This window comes from Polycladidibacter stylochi (assembly GCF_001562055.1).
Taxonomy (GTDB): Bacteria; Pseudomonadota; Alphaproteobacteria; order Rhizobiales; family Stappiaceae; genus Pseudovibrio; species Pseudovibrio stylochi.
Genome location: NZ_LLWE01000018.1, coordinates 84,494 through 97,991 on the forward strand (window position 1 = coordinate 84,494; position 13,498 = coordinate 97,991).

Annotated in this window: 12 protein-coding genes; 6 read left to right on the forward strand and 6 right to left on the reverse strand. The window is 45.7% G+C overall.

Going from position 1 to position 13,498, the window contains the following annotated elements:
* Positions 1-85: 85 nt before the first annotated feature.
* Positions 86-784, reverse strand: coding sequence for a DUF599 domain-containing protein (locus AYK67_RS03680; protein ID WP_068082473.1), 699 nt, complete (start codon positions 782-784; stop codon positions 86-88).
* 488 nt (positions 785-1,272) lie between these two features.
* On the opposite strand from AYK67_RS03680, the gene AYK67_RS03685 reads away from it, so the two are divergent.
* Positions 1,273-1,716 carry a DUF1489 family protein gene (locus tag AYK67_RS03685; protein WP_068082475.1) on the forward strand — a complete coding sequence of 148 codons (444 nt, stop codon included), beginning with the start codon at positions 1,273-1,275 and terminating at the stop codon, positions 1,714-1,716.
* Here the strand turns inward: AYK67_RS03685 and panC are convergent.
* Entirely contained in the window at positions 1,713-2,609 is an 897-nt protein-coding gene (gene panC, locus AYK67_RS03690; protein WP_338012325.1) for a pantoate--beta-alanine ligase, read from the reverse strand. The two genes, AYK67_RS03685 and panC, sit on opposite strands and share 4 nt — an antisense overlap.
* Positions 2,610-2,693: 84 nt before the next feature.
* Positions 2,694-3,281 carry an NAD(P)H-dependent oxidoreductase gene (locus AYK67_RS03695; RefSeq protein WP_068082476.1) on the reverse strand — a complete coding sequence of 196 codons (588 nt, stop codon included), beginning with the start codon at positions 3,279-3,281 and terminating at the stop codon, positions 2,694-2,696.
* Between the two features lie 191 nt (positions 3,282-3,472).
* Here AYK67_RS03695 and AYK67_RS03700 point away from each other — a divergent pair, with 191 nt between their 5' ends.
* Positions 3,473-4,252: a YbbN family protein gene (locus AYK67_RS03700; RefSeq protein ID WP_206597491.1), complete on the forward strand. Its 780-nt coding sequence runs from the start codon at positions 3,473-3,475 to the stop codon at positions 4,250-4,252.
* Between the two features lie 10 nt (positions 4,253-4,262).
* Positions 4,263-4,985, forward strand: a complete 723-nt coding sequence (locus AYK67_RS03705) for a DnaJ domain-containing protein (RefSeq protein WP_068082479.1) — start codon at positions 4,263-4,265, stop codon at positions 4,983-4,985.
* Between the two features lie 20 nt (positions 4,986-5,005).
* Here the strand turns inward: AYK67_RS03705 and AYK67_RS03710 are convergent, their stop codons facing one another.
* Complete coding sequence (locus AYK67_RS03710) at positions 5,006-6,505, reverse strand: D-alanyl-D-alanine carboxypeptidase (protein ID WP_068082482.1); 1,500 nt, start codon at positions 6,503-6,505, stop codon at positions 5,006-5,008.
* Between the two features lie 369 nt (positions 6,506-6,874).
* On the opposite strand from AYK67_RS03710, the gene AYK67_RS03715 reads away from it, so the two are divergent.
* The 3 genes from AYK67_RS03715 (at position 6,875) to clpA (ending at position 10,600) form a co-directional block, all read left to right on the forward strand.
* Complete coding sequence (locus AYK67_RS03715) at positions 6,875-7,207, forward strand: phasin family protein (RefSeq protein ID WP_068082484.1); 333 nt, start codon at positions 6,875-6,877, stop codon at positions 7,205-7,207.
* 633 nt (positions 7,208-7,840) lie between these two features.
* Complete coding sequence (gene clpS / locus AYK67_RS03720; RefSeq protein WP_173645097.1) at positions 7,841-8,176, forward strand: ATP-dependent Clp protease adapter ClpS; 336 nt, start codon at positions 7,841-7,843, stop codon at positions 8,174-8,176.
* A 12-nt stretch (positions 8,177-8,188) separates the two neighbouring features.
* A complete protein-coding gene (clpA, locus tag AYK67_RS03725; protein WP_068082488.1) occupies positions 8,189-10,600 on the forward strand; it encodes an ATP-dependent Clp protease ATP-binding subunit ClpA in 2,412 nt (803 codons plus the stop codon).
* 54 nt (positions 10,601-10,654) lie between these two features.
* Here the strand turns inward: clpA and AYK67_RS03730 are convergent, their stop codons facing one another.
* The gene (locus tag AYK67_RS03730) at positions 10,655-11,623 is read right to left on the reverse strand and encodes a hypothetical protein (protein WP_068082491.1); all 969 of its coding nucleotides are present in this window, start codon (positions 11,621-11,623) and stop codon (positions 10,655-10,657) included.
* The gene (locus tag AYK67_RS03735; protein WP_068082495.1) at positions 11,613-13,313 is read right to left on the reverse strand and encodes an Hsp70 family protein; all 1,701 of its coding nucleotides are present in this window, start codon (positions 13,311-13,313) and stop codon (positions 11,613-11,615) included. Before AYK67_RS03735 ends, AYK67_RS03730 begins: the two co-directional genes overlap by 11 nt.
* Positions 13,314-13,498: the final 185 nt, after the last annotated feature.

Genomic DNA, 13,498 nt, shown 5'->3' on the forward strand with positions numbered 1-13,498 from the left:
AAGGCAAGTATTCAAAGGTAAATGGGTTTTCATTCAGGCAGATGGGCCAATTGGTCCATCTGCCTGAATACGTTAAATGAGTGTTTTAAGTTAACTTGTCTGTTGCTACGGGAATTAAAGCGGCTTGTCTTGCTTGAGAGAAAAACTGACGCCTTAATAAAACTGCTGTAACAAACAATGTGGTGACAATGAAAGCATAGGGCCCTGCATACCAGCCTAGGTAGCCAACAGCATAGAAAAGCGCTTGCTGCCCGCGGCTAAAGTGGCGACCGGCCAATGTGGCCAAACGTGCAGCTCTTACTGCAGCAGCTTGGGCTGTTTCATCATCTGGATCGATTTCCTCTGGAATACTGCCAATCACAATTGTGGCATAATTGAATAGCCGATACGCCCAGCCAAACTTGAAGAATGAATATGCAAAAATAAGGATTAGGCCAAAAGCTTTTAACTCCCACTGCACTGGATCTGTGGTGAGGGGGATCGGCAGGTCTTTTGCCAGTTCTACAGCTGACTCTGTTGCATTTAGAAATGTAAACGCGCCACCAATTGCAAGGAGAGAGCTGGAGGCAAAAAAAGCTGTACCTTGTTGTAGGCCAGCTGCAATGTTTGTATCCGCAATGCGGACTTGCCTCGTGAGCATTGCTTGCATCCAGGCATGACGGTGCGTGTCCATCATATGGGATAGAGTGTATTTTGACCAATGGCTGTAATAGGCAAGCCAGCTATAGGTTGACCAAGCCGTTAAAAACACACTGAGTGCTATATAATCGTTTGTGGAGAGCATGCGTCATAGCCCCTTAATTCAAAGTCTTGCTTTCCTGTTATCAGGAGTGATTCACCGTAGTGTGTGTTTGATTGATGCATATGTTAAAGTTTTAAATAGTGGAAATGTGTCTGTTGTCGTTAGGGTAAATGCGGCATTGTTTAAAAAACATTATGAGTTTTATCATTTTTTTCTTGAGTTTTACATTTCTAGCCGTTATTTCCACCAGCCTTGTGAGAGGTGTTTAAACGAAACCTCTTGTTTGTAACAGATATGGTGTTCAATGGAACCTGAAATCCAAAGATCCTGTTGGGGCGTTACAGCCTGGACGGTAATGGCGCTCGGTAGCGCACTTGCACTTTTATATGTGTTTTCCGGTGCAGGCGGCTAAGCTGCTAATACCAACGGAGTTGAATTGAGATTTTATGGGAAGAGATGCCAAAGGGCTCTCTTCCTTTTTATTTGATTATAGCTTTTACAAGAACGAAAATAATTGATAAAGCATCGCTATGACTTTGCATCTGGTGAAATTATGTGTTGGTGTGGATAGCGTTGAGCAGTTGCGAAGCTATGTTGAACAGCGGCAAATTATAGCTTTGGCCAACGGTTTAAGTGATGAGCAAATACATACCACAAGAATGGTACCCACCCGCAGTCAAGAGTTGCTGGATGGCGGTTCGCTCTACTGGGTCATAAAAGGGGTCATACAAGCACGCCAAAAGCTGATAGATATTCGTGTCTACAATGATAATAGTGGGCGTAAATGCTGTGATCTGGTCATGGAACCACACGTTGTTAACGTTCAACATCAGCCCAAGCGGCCGTTTCAAGGATGGCGGTACTTAAAAGATGGCGAACAACCCCAAGACAGCCTGAGGGGCGCTAGTGCCCTAGACACCTCAACGATGCCGGAGGTTATGCGCCTTGAACTGGAGGAGTTGTGCCTGATTTAGCTTGCTGCAGGGATATGGATATTATCTATGAGGCGGGTTTTACCAAGTTTGGCTGCTACTAATAAACGGCGCTGGTTTCCAATGATCGGTAGGTTTAGGGTTTGGCTATCGCGTAATTCAAGATAATCTACCTCAAACCCAATCTGGGTAAGATTTGTTATGGCCTTGCGCTGTACTTCCTGCCAACTCTGATTTTTAGAGAGGTCAGCCTCGCAGTTGACTAGTTGTGCGTATAGTTGTGCGGCTATTTTTCGCTCTGCTGGCGAGAGGTATGCATTGCGAGAAGACATAGCAAGCCCGTCTGTTTCGCGTAATGTGGGTGCACCGATGATCTTGACTGGAATATTCAAGTCCCGGGTGAATTGCTTGATAACCTGAAGCTGCTGATAGTCTTTCTCGCCAAAAATTGCCGTATCAGGCATAACTGATAGCAATAGTTTAGTGACAACAGTTGCTACGCCCGAGAAAAAGTGTGGGCGGTGGCTTGTTTCAAGCTCTCGTGCGGGGCCTTGAAGGTCAACAGAACTGCAAAAGCCTGTGGGGTACATTTCTTTTGCACTGGGTATAAAGATGCAGTCAACACCTTCACTTGCTAGCTTTTCGATATCTTCTTGTTCGGTTCGCGGGTAGCTGTCAAAGTCCTCGCCAACGCCAAATTGCGTTGGATTTACAAAAATGGAAGCAACCACACAATCGGCATGCTGATGCGCTGTTTGTATGAGCGATAGATGACCTTGATGTAGCGCACCCATAGTGGGCACTAAAGCAATTGTTTTGCTTTGCCTACGTATATTGCTGAGGTGTTTTCTTAACTCAGATATTTGATTGATAACTGAAGGCTGGTGCATTTGGGTCTCGCAATCATGAAGGGCATTTTCAGTGCTCTTTGTCATGTTTGCGAGAGGTTTGCAAGTAATACGAACCGGGAATCTCGTGCACTGGATACCTTGATAAAGGTGTCGGTTTAAACTGGTACCCTATGGAAATAGGGCATTAATGTGCGCTTCGAAACGATGGAAATCCGCTTCTATTTGCGGGTTTTTGATGACATCAAATGCGGCGAATGTTTTGAGCGGCTTCATACCAAAAAAACGGGCGTTGAGATGGAGAGGAAGTAATAGCTGATCTAGTGAAGATCCTGCAAAGAAAGGTTCGGCAATATTGGAGAAAGCTTGCTTGGGCGCATTTAGGGTTATTGATAGCATGTAATGCGTGTTTTGAAGAGCGCCGCCCATTCCATAATTGCTTTGCGGGGCTAAGCTGGTGCGACCATCGCCATTACAAAGGCGCCCGTCCATACCGGCAGTATAAACTTCGTCCATATATTTTTTGAAGCTCCACGGCACCCCCATCCAATTTAATGGTGTTTGAATGAGTACACAATCTGCCCATTGATGGTTCGCCACTTCTTGGTCAATGTCGTATTGTCCATAGGTTTTGGTTAGTTTTGTGGTGCAGCCCCTTGCCGTCAAAAGAGCCTGTGCTTTTTCTATGAGAGCTGCATTTAAGCGACCCTCTGAAAAAGGGTAGGGGTGGTGTGCGCTTATAATGAAGATGTTTTTCATGTCTCTTAGCTTCTACCGATTTCTATGAGTAGGTTGTATTGGTAGGCCCGTTTTGATTAATAAATAAAGATTTTCTCTATCAAACTAGGAAAACTGGTTAGTGAATGACTATCGGGAAGGTTCCAACCGTTGCATATTATGGCCAGTCACCTAATTATACAGGAAGCGAACCTTGAACTTTGCGGGGCCCTATGCGCGATGGTAAGAAAACCAAAATATCAATAGCCAAGTTTCTTGGTAAGGTGAGCGATAATTCAAAACAGAAACAGGACGTGCCGCCAGCACTTGTTGCAAAAGGCAAAGATGTTCGCAAATTCTTAGAGGCGACAAAGGCTGTCAATTCTTCCGTAGAAAAAGATGGCCTAAAGGGTCGAATAATATTTGCTCTGGATGCCACAATGAGCAGGCAACCAACCTGGGACACTGCGAGTCAGATACAAAGCGAGATGTTTACTGAGGCGCATAATCTGGGTGGCCTGTTGGTTGATTTGGTTTTTTTTCGTGGTTTTGGAGAATGCCAAAGTAGTGGCTATTTACGGGATGCAAAAAGCATACGTCAAAAAATGTCGGCTATATCCTGTCGTGGTGGGCAGACGCAAATCCTTAAGATCTTAAAGCATGCTTTAAAGCGGCGTGAAGAGGGCAAGCTGGGCGCTGTAGTCTATATCGGCGACTGTGTTGAAGAGAACCCCGACAGACTTTGTGAGCTTGCAGGACAACTGGGGTTGCGTGGAGTCCCGTTATTCTTATTTCAAGAGGGCCAAGATACGCATGCGACCAATTGTTTTAAAGAGATGGCTCGGTTGTCGAGGGGCGTACACCATAAATTTGATCAAGGTGCCGCCCATAGTTTGGCTCAGTTACTGGCAGCTATAGCTGTTTATACGAGTGGCGGGCGAGAGGCCCTAGAGAAAATGCGTTTACGCGGGAATGTCGGCGCACAGCTACTACTAACTAAAATGAGGAGCTAAACAGGAGTAAATGGCGTATTTACTGGCTGGACTACTGATATTGGGATTGTTGTTGTTTATTGCTCAGCAGGCCAACAAGACGAACAAAGCGAATATAATGGCAACTTTTAAGATGCTGTTGGGCACTTTGTTGTTATGCGTAAGCTTGTTTTTGGCTTTTACAGGCAAGTGGGTTGCCGGCATTCCGCTCGGTTTGGTCTCGCTTGGGCTTCTTGGCGTGAAAACAGATGGGGGAGCATTCCTACGCTTTTTGAAACAAAGAGCCGCTGCGGGTACATCTTCGCAACGCCGTCAAACATCAATGGTGCAATCCAAATTTCTTGCGATGCAGCTGGATCACGAAACGGGTGCGATGGATGGAGAAGTGATCGCTGGGCATTTTCGCGGAGCCCAGCTAAGTACACTTTCTAACGAGAATTTATTGTTGCTTTGGCAAGAGCTAAAAGCAGATGGAGATAGCCTGGCGTTAATTGAGGCATATCTCGACAGCAGGTTTACCGATTGGCGTGTAAACTTCGAGGCGAACAGCGCATCTGGGCAGCGAAGTACGCCGGGATCGAGCGCTTTGAGCGATGAGGAGGCCTACCAGATTCTTGGTCTTGCGCGTGGGGCCACTTCTGAAGAAATCATAGCTGCTCACCGCAGGCTTATTAAAAGATTGCATCCCGACAGTGGCGGATCGGCGTTCCTTGCCGCCAAACTCAACGAGGCTAAGGAGAGGCTTCTCGGCTGACATTACTCTATCCTTATACTTTATTGATAAATGGCATAGCAGGAATACTTGGCCTTTTTTAATGTGGCGCAGGCATTCCAAGCGGCAGTTTTGGTTTCAAAACCGGTGAAGCGGGCCCTGTATAGGGTCTGTTTCTTTTTTGTTACTTGCATAGTGTATAAATCATATTTGCTTAGCGCCGAACCAGTTGCTTTACGGGCCTTTTGCAAAATGGAAAGGGCTTTATCTTTACTGTCAGTGGCCGATATTTGAATGTGCCATCCTGAAGGGCGGGCATCCGGCGGGATGATGTTTCCACCATTGGTCTTTTCTGTTTCCAGAGCTGCTACACGTGTCACTGTTGCCCGTGCCGGATTTTGCGCTTGGCGAATTGGATTTGCCATCGGCACCGGACCACTGAGTAGGCTTGTTATCGTGCGTACATCAGGCTGCGAATTTCGAGCTATTGTTGTTGGACTGACAACGGGCCTTAACGAGCTTTGTGTTTCTAGCATATTGGCAATGGGGTCATACGGTTTTGCACTTGGCAGCATGTCATCGTCATTGGCATAGGCCATAAGTGTGGCAGGTGATGGTGCGGGCTTATGCGGGTTCTTGGCAATGGGAAGTGCTGGTGCTTTGCTTGGAAAATTGAAGTTGCTGACCATTATAAGCGGGGCTGTACGACGCCCCCGGCTAGCCTTTGGTAGATAACGGTTGATCAGGCGCACCATTTGGGCATCGCGGCGTTTTCCTGAACGTCCGCCTAACACAACAGCTACAATATGGCGTTTGTCACGTTCTACATTGGTGACCAGATTATAGCCTGAGGCACGGGTGTAACCGGTTTTAATGCCATCAACGCCACGAACGCGACCAAGTAACTTATTATGGTTGCCCATGCGAACACCATGATATGTGTAAACACGTGTGTTGAAGTACTTGTAGTATTTGGGGAAGCGATCTTGTATGGCCCGACCTAGTAAAGCCAAATCTGCCGCAGTGGTATATTGCTTGCTGTTGGGCAAACCGTGCGGGTTCTTAAAAACGGTGTTTTTCATACCGATTTTTCTGGCAGTCGCTGTCATTTTGCGCGCAAATGCGGCTTCTGAACCGGAGATGTGTTCGGCTATGACTGTTGAGGCATCATTTGCAGAGCGGGTTATGAGTGCAAAGATGGCGTCTTTGACGCGCAGAGTGCTTCCGACCTTAAGTCCCAATTTGGTAGGGGGCCGTCTGGAAGCATATCTTGACACTTTCATACGTGTATTAAGAGTGAGGTGGCCTGCCTCTAGCTCTTCAAATAAGACGTAAAGCGTCATTATTTTTGTGGTTGACGCTGGATAGCGTTTCTTATGGGCATTTTCTGAATACAGCACCTTACCGGTTTTGGCATCGACAACGATGCCTGCATATTTTGCGTTCGCCAAGGCGTTTGCTGTCGGTGCCAGTACTAGCAAGCACACGAATGTTGCCAGTGTGGCAAGCCGCCCTAGTGATCGCCCTATGCTTTTGAGCGAACCTGATATTTGCAGACCCATTAAAATGCCCCATGAACAGTTTGTTGTTCGTTATCACTTTGAGTACGTGACAAACACCCACCATTGCGAATCTTTTGCACTCAACAGATTGCAGCTTGGCTAGATGATTTGTTTGTTCATGCCCAAAATGCTGCAAACGCGGTTACAAATCCGTAAATGAAATGCAACAGTTTCAATTTTTTTTGTCGTGGTGTGCATTCCTCCCTAGAAAATCAGGGAGGAACTGTCAATTTTGCAGTGCGATGTTATCTTGACAAATATATTGCGATGCAACATATTTATTTCTATTGAGAGCATATGATTGTTTTAAATGATTGTGCACTCTGAAAAGCCCGAGTTGGTGCATAATTATATGATAGGGATATGAAGATGATGAACGGTTTTGATGATATTCAAAAAATGAGTAAAGATAACATGGATTTAGCTATGGAAAGCTTTGGTGCGATGACCAAGGGCTTTCAAAGCATTTCTGCTGAAATGGCTGATTATTCGAAAAAGAGCTTTGAAGATGGCTCTGCGGCTATGGAAAAAATTGTAGCTGCGAAAACTCTTGATAAAGCGTTTGAAGCTCAAAGCGAGTTTGCTAAATCAGCTTATGAAACAGCTATTAGCCAAGCGACTAAATTCGGTGAAATGTACACAGATATGGCTAAAAGCGCTTATAAACCTTACGAAGCTGTTCTTGGAAAAGCTGGTAAGTAATTTTTATAGTTTGGTGCGTTAAGTCGTCATCTTCATATAGCGGGTCTATGATGCATAGGGCCGCTATATTTGTTTTATAATTTATGTTGCATAGCAAAATAGTTTAGAATTGATTTTTCCTTCGGTATAAATGAAGCTGTGAAAACTAAGGAAAACGCCTTTTTGCCTTAATTGCGTTTAACTTTTCTGCCTCAAATTCCTGTCAATTATTTTTGATTGTTTGTTTTGGTTTCTGTGATTGCCACGCCCAACTTATTGACTATCATATTTACAGAATACCTGTTTTTGTTGGTGGGGATTTTGTACCCAATTCTCATCATTGTGTATTTGATTGCGAATTTGCTAGTTGCTGAAATAAATATTTCGCCCTAGGGTTTAGGTTACGCATTTGTTGCCGAATATTGCCGGTATTGCTGTGGTCATGATGACTGGTCGTATTGTGGCAGCTTTTTTATATGTGTTTTATTATCATTAAAATGAAGGCCATAATCGTTTATAGATCATAAAAGAAAGTCAAAAGGACATTAAATACGGTCTATTGTTTCGGGGTTTTTATCCCCCTTGAATCAAAGGGTCTCGTGTTTAAATACTATAAAGCCACAGTGGATATAAATGAAGACAGTTCTGGAACAGATGAGCAATGGCGATGAAGATAACAATATACATGATGGTGAAGGTGGCGTTGGTGTATTAACCCGAACGAAACCAAAAACCAAACGTCCCAGTCTTTATCGCGTATTGCTGCTAAATGATGACTATACTCCAATGGAGTTTGTTGTTCACGTGGTTGAAAGGTTTTTTCATAAGAACCTTGAGGAGGCCACCGAGATCATGCTTCACGTTCATCACCATGGTGTGGGAGAATGTGGGGTGTTCACCTTTGAAGTCGCGGAGACCAAAGTTACGCAAGTTATGGATTTCGCCCGAAAACACCAACACCCATTGCAGTGTGTGATGGAAAAAAAGTAATAGGGGGCGCCTGTGCCGTCATTTTCTCGTAGTCTGGAAAAAGCACTCCATCAGGCTCTTGCCTTTGCCAATGAGCGCAAGCAAGAATATGCCACATTGGAGCATTTGCTTCTGGCTTTAATCGACGATCAAGATGCCGCGTCTGTGATGCGCGCTTGTAATGTCGATTTGGACCAGCTGCGCAAAAGTGTTGTTGAATATATTGACCAAGAACTAGAAAACCTTGTGGTGGACGGTGATGAGGATTCAAAGCCCACAGCTGGTTTCCAAAGAGTTATTCAACGTGCTGTCATCCATGTGCAATCTTCCGGACGCGATGAAGTGAGCGGTGCCAATGTGCTGGTGGCGATTTTTGCCGAGCGCGAAAGCCACGCTGCCTATTTCCTGCAAGATCAGGATATGACGCGTTATGATGCGGTCAACTATATCTCTCACGGGATTGCCAAACGACCTGGGATGTCCGAGGAGCGGGTGGTTCGAGGTGTTGACGAGAGCGATTTGCCAGCCGGTACGCGGGCTAATGAAGCGCCCACTGGTAATACACCGGGCGAGAATGCAGCGAACAAGCCGAAAACCGATGCTTTAGAGGCCTATTGCGTAAACCTCAATGAAAAGGCATTTTCGGGGAAAATTGATCCTCTAATTGGGCGTGAAAAAGAGATTTCCCGTACCATACAGATTCTGTGTCGGCGTGCGAAAAACAATCCGCTTTATGTTGGGGACCCCGGCGTGGGTAAAACTGCCATAGCCGAAGGTTTGGCTCGGCGCATTGTAACCGGTGATGTACCCGAGGTACTGCGCAATGCTGTCATTTTCTCGCTTGATATGGGAGCGCTGCTGGCTGGTACGCGTTACCGTGGTGATTTTGAAGAGCGCTTGAAGCAGGTGGTTAAAGAGGTGGAAGGTTACCCAGGCGCGGTAATGTTCATCGATGAAATTCACACTGTAATTGGTGCGGGAGCCACATCTGGCGGGGCGATGGATGCCTCTAATTTGTTAAAACCGGCGCTGGCTTCTGGGTCAATCCGTTGTATCGGTTCGACAACCTATAAAGAGTATCGCCAGTTCTTTGAAAAAGATCGTGCGTTGGTGCGTCGTTTCCAGAAAGTTGATGTGAATGAACCGACCATTCCGGATGCTATTGAAATACTAAAAGGGCTCAAGCCATACTTTGAGGACTTTCATAGTATTCGCTATACCAATGATGCGCTTAAGTCGGCGGTAGAGCTTTCGGCCAAGTATCTGAATGACCGCAAGCTACCGGATAAGGCGATTGATGTTATTGATGAGGCAGGTGCTTCGCAAATGCTGCTGGCTGAGGGCAAGCGGCGTAAAACCATTGGCGTGAAAGAGATTGAGGCCACTATTTCCACCATGGCGCGGATTCCGCCGAAATCGGTTTCTAAGGATGATGCCACAGTACTTGCCAATTTAAAGGACAGCTTGAAGCGGGTTGTTTATGGGCAAGACAAAGCCATCGAAGCGCTTTCGGCCGCCATCAAGCTGGCGCGGGCCGGTTTGCGCGAGCCTGATAAGCCTATTGGCTCCTATCTTTTTTCTGGCCCAACAGGTGTTGGTAAAACCGAAGTGGCGCGGCAACTGGCTTCGACACTTGGGGTTGAGCTTATTCGCTTTGACATGTCGGAGTATATGGAGCGGCACACAGTCTCGCGGCTCATCGGTGCGCCTCCCGGCTATGTAGGCTTTGATCAGGGCGGCATGTTGACCGACAGTGTGGATCAGCACCCGCATTGTGTGTTGCTGCTGGACGAGATTGAAAAAGCCCATCCTGATTTGTTCAATATCCTGTTGCAGGTGATGGACCATGGTAAGCTGACAGACCATAACGGCAAGAAAGTTGATTTCCGCAATGTGATTATCATCATGACTACCAATGCAGGGGCGGTTGATATGGCGAAAGCGCCTATCGGCTTTAGCCGTGTGCAACGGGAAGGGGATGATATGGAGGCGATTAACAAGTTGTTCTCGCCCGAGTTCCGCAACCGGCTTGATGCAATTATTGCCTTTGCCAACCTGAGCACAGAAGTCATTCACCGTGTGGTCGAGAAATTTGTCATGCAGCTTGAAGCCCAATTGGCGGAGCGCAATGTGACCTTTGAGCTTTCGGAGGAAGCGGTGAGCTGGCTCTCTGAAAAGGGCTATGACCGGTTGATGGGTGCGCGGCCTTTGGGGCGGGTCATTCAGGAGCATATCAAGAAGCCACTGGCTGACGAGGTGTTGTTTGGCAAGCTGCAGCGCGGCGGTATGGTGAAAGTGACTGTGAGTGAAGACGGCGCCGGATTATTGCTGGAAAGCATTGAAGACAAGCCGGTCAAACGCAAGCAAAAAACCAAGTCAGCAGCGAGTAAACGGCAACCCAAGCGCAAAGCAACGAGCGTACCGAAGATTACCGCTGAAGAGTAGTATTGCTGAAAACCCGCCATTTAGGCGGGTTTTGTGTGGTGTACACCTATCCGACTATGATGCCTCTTGACCAAGGCGTAATCTTAGTTTGCGAATGAACCTGCCTATACCTTGCAAAGTAATCACTATCAAAATAACGAAAAGCACAGCTGAAGATAGCGGTTTTACCATATTAACTAGGATATTGCCTATTGTTGTAAATTCATAACTTAATAGATTATTGCCAATTATTCCGGATACCCATCTTAAAAATAGTAGGCCTATTGATAGTATAACTAGCTCTGATTGTAGGGATTTTTTAACTAACACTCCATTAACGGGCCGGTTATAATCTACGAGTAACTCTTGGTAGGTTTGGTAGATGTCCAGATGCTCGGGATAATCGTTGTTAAACCTGATGGTGTCTTTGGTCCACTGATACTCTGCTTCCAACTCCCTTAATATTTTTGTTGTTATCGGGAGGGCAAATATGTTCCGTGTGCTAGACGATTCCTGCCAGAGCATGGACAATAAATTCAGCATTCCTTCTTCAATCAGCTGCCTATCTTGCATTGAGGCTTCTGCGGAATAGTGAATAAGTTTGCTGATTACCACTTCATCCGACATTTCTTCATCAAGCCTGATGAACTGCTCGGCGAACTCTCGCAGATCCTCAATCGGTGTGTCACTAATTAGTAAGGGGAAGTGAGAGCTAGTAGATTCTAAGGGTTCGCTTTTTTCTGTATCACTTTGCTCTTCCGTGTTTTTAACGGCTTTTACTTCGATAAAAAAGGATTCGCCTTCATCTGAAGTATGTTGAAACGATATATATTCCTCATCGTCATGCCCCCTCAAATCGTATTCAAAATTGTCCAATGCATATTCATAGGCATTGCGTAATTCTTGAAAGGCTTGCGGTTCGGTTGCCTGATCAATAGTTTTTAAGAGGCGCGCATAGGCACGCTTGATCGCCTTTTTATCCTGCGGCAACTCCGTGAAGCCCAATGGTTCATAGGGCCAGCCAAGCTCTTGATTATTGGACATAGCCGGCCTCGAATGCTGATAGGTTTTTGCTGATTTGCTCTCGTGCGGCTTCGATATCTGATGAGTTCTGCTTTTCTAGCAGAGCATCAAAAGTCGCGAGCATTTGCATAAGGTTTTGACGATCATCGTGATTAGCCATGGTGTAACACTGCTCGATACGAGCACGTAAACGCTGGTTTTCGGCTTCATCTTTAGGGTGAACTTTATATTGTGAGAGCTCTTTTAAGCGGCTATTGATTTCTTTTTGAGAAATTTCACCAGCAAGTGTTTTGATGAGCAGGTTCTTTTTCTTACCCGTTGAAAGGACTGTAGTATCAACTTCCAACAACCCCGAAACATCATAACTGAAGCGCACGGCTACATCTTCACGTTCTTTTTTGTTGTAGGGTATTGGTACATCGATTTCACCAAGATAGAGGTTCGAATCAATCAGGGGGGCCTCACCTTGATAAACGTTAATTGTTACTTCCTTTTGTCCCGGTACCATGGCAGTGAAAATGTGCTCGCGTGATATGGGGACAACGCTGTTACGCTCGATGATTGGTTGGAAGTAGCCACCCTTAATAATACCGCCGATTTCCTGTGCAATTTCAGTTCCTAAGGTAAAGGCACTGACATCGGTCATGACGACATCATCCAAAGCGCTGTTTTTGCTAACAAGCCCGGCTTGCACTGCAGCGCCCATGACAACGACTTGGTCGGGGTCCAATGTGGCTTCAGGAAATTTTCGCAGGATTTTTGTGACCCACGAGCGAACGAGCGGCATGCGTGTTGCGCCGCCAACCAGCACAACACGATCCAAGTCATCTGGTGACAATTTGGCATCATACATGACGCGATCGAGTGGGGCGCGAAGACGACGTTTAAGATGAGCTGTAAGTTCCTCCAGCTTCTCACGGGTCAACACATAATCAATTCGTAATGGTGGGCTATCCAGTTGCAGATGAACTTCGTGCTTTTGGCTTAGTGCCAGTTTTGCTTGTTCGGCAAGGTGTTGTAACTGGGGGTAGCTTGCAGCCTGCTCTGGCAAGAGGTCTGTTGTTTTTGTCACTTCTTCGATGAGGTGGTCAGCAATAGCTTTGGTGAAATCCTCGCCGCCTAAATAGGCATCCCCTGCAGTGGCTTTCACTTCCATGACGCCATCAAAAACTTCGAGAATGGAAACATCAAATGTGCCACCGCCCAAGTCGAAGACAAGAAAAGTGCTTTCTTCATCTTTATCTTGCAAGCCATAGGCAAGGGCAGCTGCTGTGGGCTCGTTAATAAGTCGCGAGACTTTTAAATCAGCCATGGCAGCGGCAGTTTTAACCGCCTTTCGTTGCATCTCGTTGAAATATGCTGGCACGGATATAACAGCATCGGTGACTTTGCCATTCAATTGTGCTTCTGCATTTTCTTTGAGAGTACGCAGTAGCAAAGCCGAAAGATCAACAGCGTTGTATTCCTTTTTTCCAAGCTTATAGGTTTTATCCGCTCCCATTGTTCGCTTGAAGAGTGCCGCTGTTTCCTGGGGGTGAGAAACCAGACGGGCTTTTGCAGTTTCACCGATAAGTAAAACTTTACCATCAAAACTCACTACAGAGGGGGTTAAAAATGAATTTAGATCATTTTTAATTAAAACAGGACCTTCCTCAGTGTAATAAGATACAAGTGAATTAGTTGTTCCAAGGTCTATAGCTATATGTGTCATACTTATTTTACAAATTTTTGTTTCGAGTATTAATAGTATATAAGTATTATTGGCAATTTTGGTATTACATTTGTAATTTATCTGTGAAGTGTGTGTGTCATTATTTGGAGTTTGAACAGGAACGTATTGAAACAATTCAGAAAATTGAAGAATTATACGGCTGTTTTGATGTGGTTTGAGCAATG